The organism is Pseudomonas sp. CGJS7 (genome assembly GCF_036961695.1).
Genome location: NZ_JBAMDI010000118.1, coordinates 1 through 17,324 on the forward strand (window position 1 = coordinate 1; position 17,324 = coordinate 17,324).

General features: G+C 67.9%; 17 protein-coding genes. 15 read left to right on the plus strand and 2 right to left on the minus strand.

Features of this window, described 5'->3' with window-relative positions; genetic code table 11:
- The first annotated feature begins 17 nt into the window (after positions 1-17).
- The 6 genes from pabC to V7787_RS41750 all read left to right on the plus strand — a co-directional run bounded on the left by pabC (position 18) and on the right by V7787_RS41750 (position 4,459).
- Entirely contained in the window at positions 18-863 is an 846-nt protein-coding gene (pabC, locus tag V7787_RS41725) for an aminodeoxychorismate lyase (protein WP_336093442.1), read from the plus strand.
- 63 nt (positions 864-926) lie between these two features.
- A complete protein-coding gene (gene mltG / locus V7787_RS41730) occupies positions 927-2,087 on the plus strand; it encodes an endolytic transglycosylase MltG (RefSeq protein ID WP_336093443.1) in 1,161 nt (386 codons plus the stop codon).
- Positions 2,084-2,731: a dTMP kinase gene (gene tmk / locus V7787_RS41735; RefSeq protein WP_336093444.1), complete on the plus strand. Its 648-nt coding sequence runs from the start codon at positions 2,084-2,086 to the stop codon at positions 2,729-2,731. Before mltG ends, tmk begins: the two co-directional genes overlap by 4 nt.
- Positions 2,728-3,702, plus strand: a complete 975-nt coding sequence (locus tag V7787_RS41740; protein ID WP_336093445.1) for a DNA polymerase III subunit delta' — start codon at positions 2,728-2,730, stop codon at positions 3,700-3,702. The genes tmk and V7787_RS41740 overlap by 4 nt, the downstream gene beginning before the upstream one ends.
- Positions 3,699-4,058 carry a PilZ domain-containing protein gene (locus V7787_RS41745; protein WP_336093446.1) on the plus strand — a complete coding sequence of 120 codons (360 nt, stop codon included), beginning with the start codon at positions 3,699-3,701 and terminating at the stop codon, positions 4,056-4,058. The genes V7787_RS41740 and V7787_RS41745 overlap by 4 nt, the downstream gene beginning before the upstream one ends.
- 35 nt (positions 4,059-4,093) lie before the next feature.
- A complete protein-coding gene (locus V7787_RS41750; protein ID WP_336093447.1) occupies positions 4,094-4,459 on the plus strand; it encodes a DUF6559 family protein in 366 nt (121 codons plus the stop codon).
- Positions 4,460-4,679: 220 nt separating this feature from the next.
- Here V7787_RS41750 and V7787_RS41755 read toward each other — a convergent pair whose 3' ends face one another.
- Entirely contained in the window at positions 4,680-6,767 is a 2,088-nt protein-coding gene (locus V7787_RS41755) for a 3-hydroxyacyl-CoA dehydrogenase NAD-binding domain-containing protein (RefSeq protein ID WP_336093448.1), read from the minus strand.
- A 244-nt stretch (positions 6,768-7,011) separates the two neighbouring features.
- Here V7787_RS41755 and rpoE point away from each other — a divergent pair, with 244 nt between their 5' ends.
- The 9 genes from rpoE (at position 7,012) to recO (ending at position 16,473) form a co-directional block, all read left to right on the plus strand.
- Positions 7,012-7,632 (plus strand): RNA polymerase sigma factor RpoE, encoded by a 621-nt coding sequence (rpoE, locus tag V7787_RS41760; protein WP_336093449.1) that lies wholly within the window; start codon positions 7,012-7,014, stop codon positions 7,630-7,632.
- Positions 7,632-8,609 carry a sigma-E factor negative regulatory protein gene (locus V7787_RS41765; protein ID WP_336093450.1) on the plus strand — a complete coding sequence of 326 codons (978 nt, stop codon included), beginning with the start codon at positions 7,632-7,634 and terminating at the stop codon, positions 8,607-8,609. Before rpoE ends, V7787_RS41765 begins: the two co-directional genes overlap by 1 nt.
- 179 nt (positions 8,610-8,788) lie before the next feature.
- Positions 8,789-10,396, plus strand: a complete 1,608-nt coding sequence (locus V7787_RS41770) for a Do family serine endopeptidase (RefSeq protein ID WP_336093451.1) — start codon at positions 8,789-8,791, stop codon at positions 10,394-10,396.
- A gap of 289 nt (positions 10,397-10,685) precedes the next feature.
- Positions 10,686-12,479, plus strand: a complete 1,794-nt coding sequence (gene lepA / locus V7787_RS41775; protein ID WP_336093453.1) for a translation elongation factor 4 — start codon at positions 10,686-10,688, stop codon at positions 12,477-12,479.
- Positions 12,480-12,694: 215 nt separating this feature from the next.
- Positions 12,695-13,480: a signal peptidase I gene (gene lepB / locus V7787_RS41780; protein ID WP_336093455.1), complete on the plus strand. Its 786-nt coding sequence runs from the start codon at positions 12,695-12,697 to the stop codon at positions 13,478-13,480.
- A 91-nt stretch (positions 13,481-13,571) separates the two neighbouring features.
- Positions 13,572-13,949 carry a DUF4845 domain-containing protein gene (locus V7787_RS41785; RefSeq protein ID WP_336093456.1) on the plus strand — a complete coding sequence of 126 codons (378 nt, stop codon included), beginning with the start codon at positions 13,572-13,574 and terminating at the stop codon, positions 13,947-13,949.
- Positions 13,942-14,604, plus strand: coding sequence for a ribonuclease III (gene rnc / locus V7787_RS41790; RefSeq protein WP_336093457.1), 663 nt, complete (start codon positions 13,942-13,944; stop codon positions 14,602-14,604). The genes V7787_RS41785 and rnc overlap by 8 nt, the downstream gene beginning before the upstream one ends.
- A gap of 98 nt (positions 14,605-14,702) precedes the next feature.
- The gene (gene era, locus V7787_RS41795; RefSeq protein WP_336093459.1) at positions 14,703-15,596 is read left to right on the plus strand and encodes a GTPase Era; all 894 of its coding nucleotides are present in this window, start codon (positions 14,703-14,705) and stop codon (positions 15,594-15,596) included.
- Between the two features lie 145 nt (positions 15,597-15,741).
- A complete protein-coding gene (gene recO, locus V7787_RS41800) occupies positions 15,742-16,473 on the plus strand; it encodes a DNA repair protein RecO (RefSeq protein WP_336093461.1) in 732 nt (243 codons plus the stop codon).
- 91 nt (positions 16,474-16,564) lie between these two features.
- On the opposite strand, the gene V7787_RS41805 is transcribed toward recO, so the two are convergent.
- Positions 16,565-17,290, minus strand: coding sequence for a response regulator (locus V7787_RS41805; protein ID WP_336093463.1), 726 nt, complete (start codon positions 17,288-17,290; stop codon positions 16,565-16,567).
- Positions 17,291-17,324: the final 34 nt, after the last annotated feature.

A 17,324-nucleotide genomic window follows, 5' to 3' on the forward strand; every position in this document is an offset into this window, starting at 1 on the left:
GCGCGTAGGATGCTCGCATGACCGCCACCGCATCCGCCCAGCCCGGCAACGATGCCCGGGTTTTCCTGGGCGCGCGCAGGGTCGACGCACTCTCGCCGCACGACCGCGGCCGCGCCTATGGCGACGGCCTGTTCGAAACCTTGCGCGCGCATCGCGGCGAACTGCCGTGGTGGGATCGGCACTGGGCGCGGCTGAGCCATGGCGCGCGGCACTTGGGCCTGAGTTTGCCCGAGCAGGAGTTCGCCCATGCCCAAGCGCGCGAATTGCTGGCCGGCGACGGCGCGGTGCTCAAGCTGATCCTCAACCGCGGCGAAGGCGGCCGCGGCTACGCACCGCCGGCCCAGGCCGCGCCGGTGTGGTCCTTGTCGCGCCACCCGTTGCCGCCCGCGCCGCCGCGCGAAGGGCTGGCGCTGCGCTGGTGCCGGCTGCGGCTGGCGGTGCAACCGGCATTGGCCGGGTTGAAGCACTGCAATCGCCTGGAACAAGTGCTGGCGCGGGCCGAATGGGACGACCCGCAGGTGCACGAGGGCTTGCTACTGAACGCCGACAGCGAACTGGTCGGCGCCACCGCCGCCAACGTGTTCGTGCTGCGCGCCGGCGCCTGGATCACCCCGCCGGTGGATCGCTGCGGCGTCGCCGGCGTTTGCCGCCAGGCCTTGATCGATCTGGCCAATATCCAGGTGCGGCCGCTGAACGCTTGGGACATCGCCGGGTCCGATGCGATTTTCCTGTGCAACGCCGTGCGCGGTATCCTGCCGGTGGCGCGGCTCGGCGAGCGGCATTGGGCGCCGCATCCGGGAGTCGCCGGGCTGCGGCGCCGGCTCGGCTCCGCCCATCCCGCCTTCGTCCCGACCGAAGACTGAGGCCGCGCCCGCGGGCGGCGGTCCGCGGCGGCGCGGCGGGTCCGGATCGTTCGAGGAGGTTTCGTGGCTGCAAAGGAAAAAGGCCGCAAGCGCGGCTGCGGTTGTTTGATCGTGATCCTGCTGTTGCTGGCGGCGTTGGCCGCGGCGGGCCTGTGGCTGTGGCAGCGCTATCAGAGTTTCGCTGACGCGCCCTTGAGCGGGCTGCAAACCGGCCAGACCCTGCTGGTCGAACGCGGCGATTCGCTGCCGGTGGTGGTGCGCAAGTTGCGCGCGGCCGGCGCGAGCGAGGGTCAGGAACTGGAATGGCGCGCGCTGGCCAAGCAATTGGGTGCGGCCGGCCGCTTGCAGGTCGGCGAGTACTCGCTGGAACCGGGCACCAGCCCGCGCGCGCTGCTGACCGCGATGCGCGACGGCAAGGTCATCAGCCACCGTTTCACCATCGTCGAAGGCTGGAACATGCGCGACCTGCGCGCCGCGCTGGCGCGGGCGACGCCGCTCAAGCAGCGGGCCGGGCAGTTGGACGATTCGGCCTTGATGAAGGAAATCGGCCGTGCCGGCCAACATCCGGAAGGCCGCTTCCTGCCCGAAACCTACCAATACACCGGCGGCGACACCGACGTGGACGTGCTCAAGCGCGCCGCCGATGAAATGGACAAGGCCGTCGCGGCCACCTGGAAAGGCCGCGACAAGGACAGCGTGCTCAAGAGTCCGACCGAGCTGCTGATCATGGCCTCGATCGTCGAAAAGGAAACCGGCATCGCCGAAGAACGTTCGCAGATCGCCGGACTGTTCGAGCGCCGGCTCAAGCTGGGGATGAAGCTGGAAACCGATCCGACCGTGATCTACGGCATCGGCCCGAGCTACGACGGCAACATCCGCAAGCGCGACCTGCAGACCGACACGCCGTACAACACCTACACCCGCACCGGTCTGCCGCCGACGCCGATCGCGATGCCCGGGCGCGCGGCGCTCAAGGCCACCGCCAATCCGGCGCCCGGCGACGCGCTGTTCTTCGTCGCCTCCGGCGACGGCAGCGGCCGCAGTCTGTTCGCGGCGACCTATGCCCAGCATCAGGCCAACGTGCGCCTGTATTTGCAGCGCTACCGGCAGAACCAGACCCGCGGCCAGCCCGAAGAGGGCAAGGCGGTGCTCGAAGAGGCGGCCGAAGCGGCGCCGGCGAGCCAAACGCCGGCCGCGCCCGGCCAGCCCGGAGCGGGCCGATGACGCTGCGTACCCACGCGCGTTTCGTCACCCTGGAGGGCGGCGAGGGCGCGGGCAAATCGACCGTGTTGGCGGCCTTGCGCGGCGCGTTCGAACAGGCGGGCATCCAGGCGCTGTACACCCGCGAGCCCGGCGGCACGCCGTTGGCCGAACAGATCCGCGGGCTGATGCTCGACACCCATCACGAGCCTGCGGTCGCCGAAACCGAATTGCTGCTGGCCTTCGCCGCGCGCGCGCAGCACGTGCGCACGACGATCCTGCCGGCGCTGGAAAGCGGCGCCTGGGTGGTCAGCGATCGCTTCACCGACGCCAGTTACGCCTATCAGGGCGCCGGCCGCGGCCTGGACGCGCAGTTCATCGCCGATCTGGAACGCCGCGTGGTCGGCATCCGGCCGGCGTTGACCTTGTTGCTGGATGTGCCGGTGGAAGTCGGCCTGCAGCGCATGCGCGGCCGCGGCGCGGCCGATCGGATCGAAGGCGAGCGCAACGATTTCTTCGAGCGCGTGCGCCAGGGCTATCGCGACCGCGCCGCCTCGGCGGCCGAGTCGGAGCGTTTCGAAGTGATCGACGCCAGCCAGACGGTCGATGCGGTCGCCGCGCAGGCGGTCGCGCGTTTGCAGGCGCAGATCGCGCGGGTGCTGCGATGAGCGCGGCGTTCGCGCCCTGGCAGCGGCGCATCTACGATCAGGCCAAGGCCTCGATCCAGGCCGGCCGCCTCGGCCACGGCCTGCTGTTTTGCGGGCCGGCGCAGTTGGGCAAGCGCGCGGTCGCCGAACGGCTCGCGCAAGGCCTGCTGTGCCGCGATCGCAGCGCCCAGGGCGAGCCGTGCGGGCAGTGCCGCAGTTGTTTGCTGCTGGCCGCCGGCACCCATCCGGACTACCAGTTCGTCAGTTTCGTGCCGAACAAGGAAGGCACCCGGCTGCGCACCGAAATCGTGATCGAACAGATCCGCAATCTGTCCGAACGCCTGACCCTGACCCCGCAATACGGTGGCGCCCAGATCGCGATCATCGACCCGGCCGACGCGATCAACACCGCCGCCTGCAACGCCTTGCTCAAGACCCTGGAAGAACCGGTGCCGGGGCGGTATCTGTGGCTGGTCAGTTCGTATCCGGCGCGTTTGCCGGCGACCATCCGCAGCCGCTGCCAGCGCCTGGAATTCCGCCTGCCGCAGACCGACGAAGCGCTGGCCTGGCTGAAGGCGCAAGGCCATGCCGAGGCCGCCACCCGCGAGGCCTTCGATGCCGCGCGCGGACACCCGGGCCTGGCCCACGAGTGGCTGAGCGGCGACGGCTTGAAGCTGCGGCGGGAGGTCGCCGCCGACCTGTCCAAGCTCTCGCGCGGCGAAACCTCGGCGCCGGAGATCGCGCAACGCTGGGTCGGCGACGAACACGCGGCCCTGCGTCTGCGACACGCGTCGGACATCGCGCTTGCCGAAGCCGCTTCCGGCTTGACCGACCCGACGCGCCAGCGCAGTCTTGCGGCTTGGTTCGATCGCGCCAACCGTACCCGCGACCTGTTGCGGACCACGGTCCGCGCCGATCTGGCGGTGGCAGAACTGTTGATGGCCTGGCGCGCCGACGAAGGCCGCCGCGCCGGGGGAGGAAGCAAGGCATGAACGCACCAGCGGGCGCAGCGCGGCAAGGCATCTTGTCGCTGACGATCAAGGACAAGGCCGCGTTGTACAGCGCGTACATGCCGTTCCTGAAATACGGCGGCATTTTCGTTGCCACGCCCAAGCGCTATTTCCTCGGCGACGAAGTGTTTCTGCTGTTGACCCTGCCCGAATCCACCGAGCGCCTGCCGGTCGCCGGCAAGGTCGTGTGGGTGACCCCGACCGGCGCGCAGGGGCATCGCGCCGCCGGCATCGGCGTGCAGTTCGCCGAGACCGCTGAGGGCGATGCGGTCAAGGGCAAGATCGAAGCGCTGCTGGCCGGTACGCTGACCGCCGAGCGGCCTACGCATACGATGTAACTCCGGTTCAACCGATTCGCGGGAAAGGAGTCCGTATGTCATCGACGATGTGCGCGTTGTCGCCAACCGACAAGCGCGCCCAGGCCAAGCGCGTGGGCGACGATCTGCTACGCAATTACGGCAAGAAGCCTTACTACAGCGTCGAGCAAGTCAAAGCGGCGAACCGGCGCAATTCGGTTTCGATCGACGTGGACTGCTGGTCGCACGCGATGTTCAACACCCACGAAGATTTCGACGCCATGCACGCGGCGATGGGCGAGGTGTGCGACTACGCGGCGATGAAGCTGCAGATGCTGCAGGCGGTCGGCGCGGGCGAGAAAAGTTGGTTCGACTTCGACCTGGATCTGTCGTGGCTGGAATTTCCCGACATCGATTGGTCGGCGTTCGATTTTTTCGATTGAGCGCGTGCGCGCCGACCAGTCGTTTGTCGGCGATCTACCTGTAGGAGCGGCGCGAGCCGCGACCGCGACAACGCAACTACGACGGCGGTTTCGCTGTTGCTGCGTTGTCGCGGTCGCGGCTCGCGCCGCTCCTACAGGTAGATCGGGCGGCATCGGTACGAGCTTGGCATACGAAAAAGCCGCGCAATGCGCGGCTTTTTCGTTGCTTGCGAGAACGCGCTTACTTGCGCAACGCCGGCGAATCCCAGCCCGGCCGCGGCGCGAACCGATCGCCGTAACGCGCCTGCAATTGCTTGAGCCGTTCGAGCACGTTGTCCACGCCGGTTTCGCGCACGTACTGGATCGGGCCGCCGCGGAACGGGGCGAAGCCGGTGCCGAAGATCACGCCGGCATCGAGCAGGTCGCCGTCGCTGACCACGCCGTCGTGCAAGCACGCGACCGCTTCGTTGATCAGCGGCAGGATCAGACGGTCTTCCAGATCGTTCGGCGCCTTGTAGTCCTTGGGCAGCTCGGGCTTTTGCGCGCGGCCGTTTTCCCACTTGTACAGGCCCTGGCCGTCCTTCTTGCCGCGCTTGTTCGGCTCGACGTTGGCCAGCGCCGAAGGCACGGTCAGGCCGAGGAACGGCGCCAGTTCCGCGCCGACCCCGGCGGCCACGTCCAGGCCGACGGTGTCGATCAGTTCGATCGGGCCCATCGGCATGCCGAACTTGACCGCGGCCTTGTCCAGCGCCGGGCCCGGAATGCCTTCGGCGAACGCGGTGCCGGCTTCGAGCATGTACGGGAACAGCACCCGATTGACCAGGAAGCCCGGGGTGCCGGCGACCGGCACCGGCAGCTTGTCGATGGCCTTGCAGAACGCGGCCAGGCGCTGCTCGGTTTCCGGCGCCATTTGATCGTGGCGGATGATCTCCACCAGCGGCATCAGCGCGACCGGATTGAAGTAGTGCAAGCCGCCGAACTGGGCCGGACGGCGGATGTGTTCGCGCAGTTCGTCGAGCGGAATCGACGAAGTGTTGGTGGTCAACAGTGCGTCGGGCTTGAGCCGCGGCTCGACCTGTTGGTACAGCTCGCGCTTGGCTTCGGGTTTTTCGATGATCGCCTCGATCACCAGATCGGCGACGTCGGCGCCTGCGCCGGACAGATCGCCCTTCAAGCGCGCGGCCACCGCCGGACGCTTGGCCTCGTCTTTGACCTTCTTGGCGAACAGCGCCTGCGCGCGCTCCAGCGCGCCGTCGATGAAGCGTTGCTCGCGGTCGTTCAAGGTCACTTCGAAGCCCTTGTAGGCCGACCACGCCGCGATGTCGCCGCCCATCACTCCGGCGCCGACCACGTGCACGTTCTTGATCTTCGGCAGCGGCATGCCGCTGCCATCCTTGCCGCCCTGGCCCTTGAGCCGTTCCTGCAGGAAGAACACCCGGATCAGATTGCGCGCGGTCGGCGTGCCCGACAGCTTCACCACCGATTTGCGTTCGGCCGCGAGCTTGGCCTGGATGCCGCCGCTGCTTCGCTCCCAGGTCGAGATCAGCGAATACGGCGCCGGGTAGTGATCTTTCTTGGCCTTGCGCGCGACTTGCTTGATCAGCATCGGCGCGAGCAGCTTGCGCGCCAGCCAGGTGTTGCTGGCCCAGCCCATGAGGCGCTGCTTGAACGGACGCTCGGCGCCGCGCAGGGCGATGCCGGCGGCGGTATCGACCAGCACCGCGGCTTCGGCGGTCTTGTCGACCAGGCCGATCGCGCGCGCGGCCGAGGCCGACAAGGCGCGTCCGGTCAGCATCATGTCGAACGCGGCCGGCGCGCCGACCAACAGCGGCAGACGCACGCTGCCGCCCCAGCCCGGGTAGATGCCCAGCTTCACTTCCGGCAGGCCGATGCGGGTGGACGGATCGGTGCTGGCGACGCGGTAGCGGCAGGCCAGCGAGATCTCGGTGCCGCCGCCCATGCAGAAGCCGTGGATCGCCGCGACCGTGGGGCAGGGCAGCTCGGCCAGACGCTGGAACACCTGCTGGCCGCGACGGATCGCGTCGCCGACCGTGCCCTTTTCGTCGAAGCTCTGGAATTCCTTGATGTCGGCGCCGGCGATGAAGCCGCTGGCCTTGGCCGAGCGCAGCACCAGGCCCTTGGGCGGGTCCAGCGCCAGCCGCTCCAGCAGGCTGTCGAGCTCGATCAGCACTTCCTGGGCGAAGGTGTTGACCGGCGATCCTTCGCGATCGAAAGAGAGCACCAGAACGCCGTCCTCGCGCAGTTCGGTGTGCCAGTGCCGGGCGCGTAAGCCGTCAAACGCGGGGAGGCCGTCGAGGGCTGCAGTCATGCCGCACCATCCGTTCAGGTATGGAATAGGCCGCTATCATCCCGATGTTGTTTCGCTGCCGTCAAATCCGGGCCGCCCAGGCCCGTCCGTTCAGGCGTTTCCGCCGCGCCGTGGCGGCTTATGGGACACTTGGCGGTTGCGAGCGGTCGCCGGCGGCCCCATAAATCCGGCGATTGAACTTTTTCCCCGACAGGGTTGTCCCATTGTTCGGCCATGGCCGAGCTGACAGGAGTGCCGGCGCGGTATGGCCGATAACGAGTTGTTGGACCAGGAGCTGGTCAGGCGTGTCCAGCGCGGCGACAGCGCGGCCTTCGATGCCTTGGTGCGCAAGTACCAGCATCGGATCACCGCGTTGATCGGGCGCTACATTCCCGACTGGAGCGAATGCCAGGACGTGGCCCAGGAAACCTTCATCCGCGCGTACCGCGCGATGGCGAATTTCCGCGGCGACGCCCAGTTCTATACGTGGTTGCACCGGATCGCCGTGAACACCGCCAAAAACTATCTGGTAGCGCAGAACCGCCGCCCGCCGACCGACGACATCGACGCCGGCGACGCCGAGCAGTTCGAGACCGGCATGCGTCTGCGCGATACCGACACCCCCGAACACGAACTGCTGCGGCAGGAAATCGAACGCACGGTCATGCGCGTGGTCGAATCCCTGCCGGAAGAACTGAGGTCGGCGATCACCCTGCGCGAGGTGGACGGCCTGAGCTATGAAGAGATCGCGCAAAAGATGGCTTGCCCGATCGGTACCGTGCGTTCGCGGATCTTTCGCGCTCGCGAGGCCATCGATACGGAACTTCGGCCCCTCTTGGACAATCAAGACCAAGGTACCCAACGCAACCGGGAGCGCGCTCACTGATGGCTTCGACCCCCTTCCTTAACGATGTCGCCGGCGACGACCGCGAGAATCTGAGCGCGCTGTTCGACGGCGAGCTCGATACCGACGGCGCGCGCTTCGCATTGAAGCGGCTCGGTCACGATGCGCAGTGGCGCGAAACCTGCGGCCGTTGGCAGCTGTGCGGCGACGTGCTGCGCGGCCGCGCGCAGGGCACCGCGGCGCCGGGATTCGCCGGCAGCGGTTTCGCCGACCGGGTCAGCGCGGCGATCGCCGCCGACGCGGCCTTGCAGGCGACCCGCGATTCGGTGATCCAGAGCGAGGCCGGCTTGAAGCCGCGCCGCGCGGCGGGTTCCCGGCGCGGTTGGATCGGTGGCGCGGCCTTGGCGGCTTCGGTGGCGGTGGCGGCGTTGTTCGTGGCGCGGCCGTTCGCGGACGAATCCGGCACGGTGGCCGATCCGGCCCAGGTCGCGGCGCAGACGGCGACCGCGGCGCCGACGCAAACCTCGCAATCCAATCCCATTCCCGCGCCGGTACCGGCTCCGGCCGGCGAGGCCCTGGCCGCCGTGCCGGCCGAGGCCGAGCCTTCGCTGACTTCGGCCGATGCGTCGGGCATCGCCGCCGGCGCGGTCGCGGTGGCGGAGATTCCGCGTCGCCTCAATGAGCGCCGTTCGCGCGGCCAGAGCCAGCGCGCCGCGGTGCGCGCCTCCGAGCGTCAAAGCCTGCAGTCGCCGCTGCAACTGGCCGCGGCCGGCGGTGCCGGCCCGGTGGTGGTCGCCGACGCCGCGCACGCCAACCCGTTCCGCCCGCAGCAGAGCGAAGTGCCCGCGGCGCGTCCGTGGCCGCGCGCGACGCTGCCGGGTTATCAGTCCGCGGGCGGTTACACCGCCAGCTATGGCGCCTCGCCCTCGTTCTATCCGTTCGAACCGGCCGTCTCGGCCGCGGCGGAAGAGGCGCGGGCCCGGTCGTCGGCGCAAGACCGGCCGCAGCCGCAGCCCTAAGCCGCGGACCGCGCCAACCGTGGACGCCGCGTCGGCGTCCGCCGTATCGCCCGCGCCGTCGACGACGGCCGGGGTTCTTAAACCAAGCCGAATGCGCGGCGCGTCCGCGCAATGGGCCCGTGTTGTCTCTTCTTCGTCCCTTTCACCGGAAAACTACGTCGTATCGAGGTCGCTGCCCCATGAATCGCCTGACGATGATGAACCTTGTTCCCTCCAGCCGCCTGCGCGCGAGCTCCGCTTCCGGCCGCTTGCGCAGCCGTCCGTTGCAGTCGCTGGCCCTGGTCGGCGCGATCATCGCCGCCCTGCCGGTGGCCTGCACCGCGCAGCCGCCGGCCACGCCGATCGCACCGCCGCCGGCGGCGACTCCGTCCGCGCCGTTGGTGGCCGGGCTGCCGGACTTCACCAACCTGGTCACCCGGGTCGGGCCGGCGGTGGTCAACATCAGCGCCGAAGTCACGCCCAAGCGCGAGCGCAGCGCACGCGGCGGTGGCCCGCAGCTGGATGAAGACCAGATCCCCGAATTCTTCCGCCGCTTCTTCGGCCCGGACGGCATTCCCGGCGGCCCGGGCGGGCAGGGCCCGCGCCAGCCGCGCGGCGGCGCGCGTTCGATCGGCAGCGGCTTCCTGATCTCGCAGGACGGTTACGTGCTGACCAATCATCACGTGGTCGACGGCGCCGACACGGTGACGGTCAAGCTCACCGACCGCCGCGAGTTCAAGGCCAAGGTGATCGGCAGTGATGAGCAGTCCGACGTCGCCTTGCTCAAGATCGAAGCCAAGGGCCTGCCGTTCCTGCGCACCGCCAACGCCAGCCTGACCAAGGCCGGGCAGTGGGTGGTCGCGATCGGTTCGCCGTTCGGCCTGGACCACTCGGTCACCGCCGGCATCGTCAGCGCGGTCGGCCGCAGCAATCCCTATGCGCCGGATCAGCGTTACGTGCCTTTCATCCAGACCGACGTGGCGATCAATCAGGGCAACTCCGGCGGCCCGCTGCTCAACACCAGCGGTGAAGTGGTCGGGATCAATTCGCAGATCTTCTCCAACTCCGGCGGCTACATGGGCGTGAGCTTCGCCATCCCGATCGATGTGGCGATGAATTCGGCCGAGCAGTTGCGCTCCAAGGGCAAGGTCAGCCGTGGGCAGCTCGGGGTGGTGGTGCAGCCGCTGACCTCCGAAGGCGCGCGCGGCCTGGGCTTGCCCGACAGCAACGGCGCGCTGATCAGTCAGGTGCTGGACGGCGGCCCGGCCAGCAAGGCCGGGATCGTGCCGGGCGATGTGATCCGCTCGGTCAACGGCACGGCGGTGCACGAATCCAGCGATCTGCCGCCGCTGATCGGCAATATGGCGCCGGGCTCGAAGGCCAGGCTGGGCGTGTTCCGCGACGGCAAGACGGTCGAGCTCAATGTGGCGGTCAACGAGCTCAACGCCGATGGCACGGCCGGCTTGGCTGGCGGCGGCGATACCGAGCGCGGCGGCGATTCCGCCGGTCCGGCGGTCAAGGGCAACGCCCTGGGCATCGTCGCCCAGGACGTCGACCCCGCCGCTCGTCAGCGTCTGGGCGTGAAGCCGGGCGAGGGTGTGGTGGTGCGCGATCCGGGCACCGCCGCGGGCGATGCCGGCGTGCGGCCGGGCGACGTGATCCTGTCGGTCGGCCGTACCCAGGTCGGCAGCGCCGCGGCGCTGAACCGGGCCCTGGCCGGCACCCAGCCCGGACAGACGGTGATGCTGCTGATCCGGCGCGGGGCCCAGACCCAGTTCATCGCGGTCCAGGCCGGCGACGGCAAGTGATCCCAGGCCCGCCGTCGGCGGCGCCGGCTCCGCAAGGGGCCGGCACGCGGCGGCGGGCGAGCGCGCGACAGGGCGCCCGCCGGCCTCCGGCGGGCGTTCGCGCATCCGCCGGTCGGGTTTGCCGACCCGGGCCGGCGCGGCGATCCGTGAACGCCGCCGGCGGATTTCCGACCTGCGCGCCGCCGTCATCGCGCCGAATCGCCGTCGACGCCGGGGGCTGTGCGATAATCTCCCGTTAATTTTCCTGCCCGTTCACCTTTCGGAGTCGGCGAGTCTCGCGTCGCCCTGCATGCAACTGATCAGAAACTTCTCCATCATCGCCCACGTCGACCACGGCAAGTCGACGCTCGCCGACCGCATCATCCAGCTGTGCGGAGGTCTCGAAGCGCGCGAGATGGAAGCGCAGGTGCTCGATTCCAATCCGATCGAGCGCGAACGCGGCATCACCATCAAGGCCCAGTCCGTGTCCTTGCCGTACAAGGCCAAGGACGGCAAGACCTACCAGCTCAACTTCATCGACACCCCCGGCCACGTCGACTTCAGCTATGAAGTCAGCCGCTCGCTGGCCGCCTGCGAAGGCGCGCTGCTGGTGGTCGATGCGGCCCAGGGCGTGGAGGCGCAGTCGGTCGCCAACTGCTACACCGCGGTCGAGCAGGGCCTGGAAGTGGTGCCGGTGCTCAACAAGATCGACCTGCCCACCGCCGATGTCGACCGCGCCAAGGCCGAGATCGAGGCGGTGATCGGCATCGACGCCGAGGACGCGGTCGCGATCAGCGCCAAGACCGGCCTCAATGTCGATCTGGTGCTCGAAGCGATCGTGCAGCGCATTCCGCCGCCCAAGCCGCGCGACACCGACAAGCTGCAGGCGCTGATCATCGATTCCTGGTTCGACAACTACCTCGGCGTGGTCTCGCTGGTGCGGGTCATGCAGGGCGAGATCGTGCCGGGCAGCAAGATTCTGGTGATGTCGACCGGCCGCACCCATCAGGTCGACAAAGTCGGCGTGTTCACCCCCAAGCGCAAGGAGCTGAGCAAGCTCGGCGCGGGCGAGGTGGGCTGGATCAACGCCTCGATCAAGGACGTGCACGGCGCGCCGGTCGGCGACACCCTGACCCTGGCCAGCGACCCGGCGCCCAAGCCGCTGCCGGGCTTCCAGGAAATGCAGCCGCGCGTGTTCGCCGGCCTGTTCCCGGTCGACGCCGAAGACTATCCGGCGCTGCGCGAAGCCCTGGAAAAACTGCGCCTCAACGATGCCGCGCTGCGTTTCGAGCCGGAAAGCTCCGAGGCCATGGGCTTCGGTTTCCGCTGCGGCTTCCTCGGCATGCTGCACATGGAAATCGTGCAGGAGCGGCTGGAGCGCGAATACGACCTCAACCTGATTTCCACCGCGCCGACGGTGATCTACGAAGTGCTCAAGACCGACGGCACCGTGATCCCGATGGACAACCCGGCCAAGCTGCCGCAGTTGAACATGGTCGAGGAAATCCGCGAGCCGGTGATCCGCGCCAACATCCTCACCCCGCCGGATTACATCGGCAACGTGATCAAGCTGTGCGAAGAAAAGCGCGGCGTGCAGATCGGCATCACCTACATGGCCAGCCAGGTCCAGATCAGCTATGAGCTGCCGATGGCCGAGGTGGTGCTGGACTTCTTCGACAAGCTCAAGTCGGTCTCGCGCGGCTATGCCTCGCTGGATTACCACTTCCTGCGTTTCCAGGAAGGCCCGTTCGTGCGCGTGGACACCCTGATCAACGGCGACAAGGTCGACGCGCTGTCGATCATCGTCCATCGCAGCCACGCCGACCGGCGCGGCCGCGAGCTGTGCGAGAAGATGAAGGACCTGATTCCGCGGCAGATGTTCGACGTCGCCATCCAGGCCGCGATCGGCTCGCAGATCATCGCCCGCAGCACGGTCAAGGCCATGCGCAAGAACGTTTTGGCCAAGTGCTATGGTGGCGACATCAGCCGTAAGAAGAAGCTGTTGGAAAAGCAGAAAGAAGGCAAGAAGCGGATGAAGCAGGTCGGCCGGGTCGAGATTCCGCAGGAAGCGTTCCTGGCGGTGCTTTCCACCGACAGCAAGTGATTAAAGCGGGAATAGGGAGTGGGGAATAGGCAACGGTGGGTTCGGTCGCACTCGATGACCGCGCGCCTCGCCGGAAGGGATTCCCCCAGGTTTTCGTCGCTATCAATTATCGCGGGGACTGAGGTTGATGGATTGAGGTTTCGTTTCAAGTCGCGCTGACGGCGCGGCGGTCGATTCCCGCTCCGGATTCCCCATTCCCGCCCAAAGGAACAAGCATGCGTTGGTTCGAAATCGCCCTGGTGTCGTTGACCCTGTTCACCGGTGTGGTGTGGCTGCTCGACAAGCTGGTGCTGGCCAAACGCCGGGCCTCGCGCGAGGGCCTGCTCGACGACGGCAAAGAGCCGGTCGTGGTGGACTACTCCAAGGCTTTCTTCCCGGTCTTGCTGGTGGTGCTGATCCTGCGCAGCTTCATCGCCGAGCCGTTCCGGATTCCGTCCAATTCGATGATGCCGACCTTGCTGACCGGCGATTTCATCCTGGTCAACAAGTTCACCTACGGCCTGCGCCTGCCGATCACCAACCAGAAGATCCTGGCGATGGGCGAGCCCGAGCGCGGCGACGTGGTGGTGTTCCGGCCGCCGCACCATCCCGAGCAGGACTGGATCAAGCGCATCATCGGTCTGCCCGGCGACAAGGTCAGCTACCGCGACGGCCGCCTGACCGTGAACGGCGAACCGATCATCTACGCGCCCATCGGCACCTACCAGGGCCGCGGAAACGGTACCGAAATGACCGGCGCGCAAGAATTGCGCGAGCAGATCGGCAAGCATGTCCACCGGATCCTGCTGCGCGCCGAGTCGCCGCTGCTGGATCAGGGCGAGGGCGACTGGGTCGTGCCGGAGGGCGAGTATTTTGTGATGGGCGACAATCGCGACAACAGCGAGGACAGCCGATACTGGGGTTACCTGCCGGAGCAGAACCTGCGCGGCCGGGCGTTCCTGATCTGGATGAACTTCGACGGCGGCGTGGATTTTTCCCGGATCGGCAAGAACATTCCGTGACGGTGGGGCCGTCGCGTCGCGGGGGATAGGGCGGCGGTAGCGGAATTCGGCAGTTGGATCGGCGCAATGCATCACTTGGGGATTTGAAACTATGAAACGCAATCAGCGCGGCATCACCTTGCTGGGGTTCATCATCTTGTTGGCCGTCGTCGGCGTGTTCCTCTATGTCGGCATGAAGGTCGTGCCGATGTACATGGAGTTCTATTCGGTCAAGCGCTCGCTGGCGGACATGGCAAAAGAGTCCGACATCGCCCAGGCCGATCCGGCGACGATCCGCGATCGCTTCAACCGGCGCATGAATGTCAGTTACGTCGAGAACATTCAGTCGGAGAACATCAAGTTCGCGCGCAACGACCGCGGGCTCACCGTGATCGTGCAGTACGAAGTCCGCCGTCCCTTGATCGGCAACCTCGACGTGGTCGGCCGTTTCAAGGCCGAGCAAGAAATGCGTAAAGCGGCCGGTGACTGATCCGCTCACCCACCGCTTCGCCAACCCGGCGCTGCTGCAACAAGCCTTGACCCACCGCAGCGCGGGGGCGCCGCATAACGAGCGGCTCGAGTTCCTCGGCGATGCGTTGGTGAATCTGATGGTGGCCGAAGCGCTGTACCAGCGCTGGCCGCAGGCCGATGAGGGCGCGTTGACCCGCGCCCGGGCCGAATTGGTGCGCGAATCGGCGCTGGCGCCGATCGCGCGCGCGCTGGAATTGGGCGGCCGGCTCACGCTCGGCCCCGGCGAAATGAAATCCGGCGGCCATCGCCGCGATTCGATTCTGGCCGACGCGCTGGAAGCGGTGGTCGCGGCGATCTACCTCGATGCCGGTTTCCAGACCTGCCGCGAGCGGGTCCTGCCCTGGTTCCAGGCGGCGATGGAAGCGCTGCCGCCGCCGCACAAGGTCGGCAAGGACGCCAAGACCCGCTTGCAGGAGTGGTTGCAGGGCCGGCAAAAGCCGCTGCCGCTGTACGCGCTGCTGTCGGAAAGCGGCGAGGACCATGCCAAGACCTTCCGGGTCAGTTGCAGCGTCGGCCAACCGGCGGTCAGCGCCGAGGGCGAGGCCGGTTCGCGCCGGGCCGCCGAGCAGCTCGCGGCCGAAGAGGTCTTGCGCCTGCTCAAGGCCGACGACTGAATCGGCCCGCGCCGGTTCCGATCCCGCCGCGCGCGGCCCCAACCCCGTTCCCCGATCCCGAATTTGCCCTCACCGCGCCACGCGCGGACAATTCCCCCATGAATTCTTCCTCGTATCGCGCCGGCCACGTCGCCGTCATCGGCCGTCCCAACGTCGGCAAGTCCACCCTGGTCAACGCTCTGGTCGGTGCCAAGATCAGCATCGTCTCGCCGCGCCCGCAGACCACCCGTCATCGCTTGCTCGGCATCGCCACCTTTCCCGAAGGCCAGTTGCTGCTGGTCGATACGCCCGGGTTGCATCGCGAACAGAAGCGGGCGATGAACCGGATGATGAACCGCGCCGCGCGCGGTTCGCTGGAAGGCGTGGATGCCGCGTTGCTGGTGGTGCGTGCCGGGCAGTGGGACGACGAAGACACCCTCGCGTTCGACGCGCTGCGCGGCGCCGGCTTGCCGGTGGTGCTGGTGGTCAACCAGGTCGACCGGCTCAAGGACAAGACCGCGCTGCTGCCGTACCTGGCCAAGATCACCGAGGGCCGCGAGTTCGCCGGCGTGCATCCGATTTCCGCGCTCAAGCGCAGCGGCCTGGAGGCCCTGGTCAAGACCGTGCTGGCCTTGCTGCCCGAGCAGGACGCGCTGTACGGCGAAGACGAGATCACCGACAAGAGCCAGCGGTTCCTCGCCGGCGAGATGGTCCGCGAGCAAGTCATGCGTCAGCTCGGCGAAGAGCTGCCGTATGCGACCACGGTGGAAATCGAACGTTTCGAAGTCGACGGCGCGATGCTGCGGATCGGCGCGGTGATCTGGGTCGAACGAGACGGCCAGAAAGCCATCGTGATCGGCAAGGCCGGCAGCCGCCTGCGCGAGATCGGCTCCAAGGCGCGGGTGCAGATGGAGCATCTGTTCGGCGCGAAAGTGTTCCTGGAAACCTGGGTCCGGGTGCGCGAAGGCTGGTCGGACGATGAGGCGGCGTTGCGGCAGTTGGGGTATGAGTGAGAGGCGGGGATAGGGGATAGGGAACCGAAGAAGCGGGACGGGTGCGGTTATGCTGCGCCTGGTGGCGACTTTCGAGCGATAGCTGCGCGCTTGGCGCATCGGCTTCGAATCGCTCCCCATTTTCAATTTCCCACTGCTGGCCTCGATGCGCCTGTCCGCCGAACCCGCCTATGTGCTGCACACACGCCCCTGGCGCGAGACCAGCTTGCTGGTCGAGGCCCTGAGCGAACAGCACGGCCGCATCGGCCTGATCGCGCGCGGTGTGCAAGGGCCCAAGCGGCAGGTGCTACGCGCGGCCTTGCAGCCGTTCCAATACATCCGCGTCGACGCGCTGTTGCGCGGCGAACTGGCGCGCTTGATCGCGGCCGAAGCGGTCGACGCCGCGCCGCGGCTGCACGGCGAAGCGGCGCTGGCCGGGTTCTACGTCAATGAGCTGCTGCTGCGTCTGGTGCCGCGCGGCGACCCGTTTCCGGAGTTGTTCGATCTGTACGGGCGCACCCGCGCCGAACTCGGCGGCGAGCAACTGTCGTGGACGCTGCGCCGTTTCGAGCGCGACCTGCTCGACGCCTTGGGCTCGGGCTTCGATTGGCGGGTGGACGCCGACGGCGCCGCGATCGATCCGGCCGCGCGTTACCGGCTCGATGCCGAACAAGGCCCGCGCCGTTTGCTCAGCGACCGCGGCCACGGCGAACGCAGCGCGGCGGCGACCGGCCGCGCGCTGTTGGCGCTGGCCGACGACGTAGCGCCGGACCCATCGGACTTGCCGGGATTGCGCCACGCGATGCGCAGCGTATTGGTCCACCATCTGGGACCGCGCGGATTGAAATCCTGGGAAATGCTGGCCGAGCTGTCGCGGGTATCGAACAAGCGCGATTGAAAGGCCGAAACCCGAAGTCGGTAAAACGCGAGAGCCGGCGCCAACATCCGGGGATGCATGCACCTGCCGTCCCCAATCCCCAACCCCGCTCTTACCCCGCCTGCTCGATCGTCGCCTGCGCCGCCTGATCGAACTGGGTCAGCAGCGCCTGCGAATCCAACTGCGTCTGCAGCGCCTGCACCGCCAGCGCCAGGCGCGCGGCGCCGACGAAACCGCAACTGGCGCGCAGCTTGTGCAGCTCGCCGCGCATGGCGTCGTGATTGCCCAACTGCGAGGCGGCCAGGATCGAACGCCGCGCGTTCGGCAATTCCTGGGTGAACAAGCCGCGCAAGGTGGCGATGTGGGCGCGGTTGCCGTTGAGCGCGCGCGCGGCGCCGTCGTCGTCCCAGACCGGGCTCTGGCCGGCGTCGGAGCTTGCCGATGCGGCGGGCAGGTCGTGTTCGGGCAGGCCGAGCAAGCGCCGGATCGCGTAACGCACCGCCGCCGCCGGCAAGGGTTTGACCAGCACCTCGGAAAAGCCCGAAGCGATCAGCCGATCGCGCACTTCGCTTTCGCCGGTGGCGGTGTGGGCCAGCGCCGGCGTGCGCGGGTGTTGCCGGCGCAGGCGTTCGAGCAGATCGATGCCGCTGCCGTCGGGCAGGTGCGCATCGAACAGCCACAGTTGGTAATCCTGGCCGGCGCTCAGCGCCATGGCCGCGGCGAGACTGTCGGCGCCGTCGACCAGGGCCGGAATCGCTTCGACGGCCGCGGTGAGGAAGGCGCGGCTGGTCGGATCGTCCTCGACCAGCAGTACGCGTGGGACTTGGGAATTCTTCATTGCCGGTTCGCTTCCGCCCGCTATCCTGCATCCA

Coding starts and splice junctions, on each gene's coding strand:
- rpoE (WP_336093449.1), top strand. CDS start 7,012: ATGGCCGATAACGAGTTGTTGGACCAGGAGCTGGTCAGGCGTGTCCAG.
- lepB (WP_336093455.1), top strand. CDS start 12,695: ATGCGTTGGTTCGAAATCGCCCTGGTGTCGTTGACCCTGTTCACCGGT.
- V7787_RS41740 (WP_336093445.1), top strand. CDS start 2,728: ATGAGCGCGGCGTTCGCGCCCTGGCAGCGGCGCATCTACGATCAGGCC.
- V7787_RS41770 (WP_336093451.1), top strand. CDS start 8,789: ATGAATCGCCTGACGATGATGAACCTTGTTCCCTCCAGCCGCCTGCGC.
- recO (WP_336093461.1), top strand. CDS start 15,742: ATGCGCCTGTCCGCCGAACCCGCCTATGTGCTGCACACACGCCCCTGG.
- V7787_RS41745 (WP_336093446.1), top strand. CDS start 3,699: ATGAACGCACCAGCGGGCGCAGCGCGGCAAGGCATCTTGTCGCTGACG.
- tmk (WP_336093444.1), top strand. CDS start 2,084: ATGACGCTGCGTACCCACGCGCGTTTCGTCACCCTGGAGGGCGGCGAG.
- V7787_RS41785 (WP_336093456.1), top strand. CDS start 13,572: ATGAAACGCAATCAGCGCGGCATCACCTTGCTGGGGTTCATCATCTTG.
- era (WP_336093459.1), top strand. CDS start 14,703: ATGAATTCTTCCTCGTATCGCGCCGGCCACGTCGCCGTCATCGGCCGT.
- V7787_RS41805 (WP_336093463.1), bottom strand. CDS start 17,290: ATGAAGAATTCCCAAGTCCCACGCGTACTGCTGGTCGAGGACGATCCG.
- V7787_RS41750 (WP_336093447.1), top strand. CDS start 4,094: ATGTCATCGACGATGTGCGCGTTGTCGCCAACCGACAAGCGCGCCCAG.
- lepA (WP_336093453.1), top strand. CDS start 10,686: ATGCAACTGATCAGAAACTTCTCCATCATCGCCCACGTCGACCACGGC.
- pabC (WP_336093442.1), top strand. CDS start 18: ATGACCGCCACCGCATCCGCCCAGCCCGGCAACGATGCCCGGGTTTTC.
- V7787_RS41755 (WP_336093448.1), bottom strand. CDS start 6,767: ATGACTGCAGCCCTCGACGGCCTCCCCGCGTTTGACGGCTTACGCGCC.
- V7787_RS41765 (WP_336093450.1), top strand. CDS start 7,632: ATGGCTTCGACCCCCTTCCTTAACGATGTCGCCGGCGACGACCGCGAG.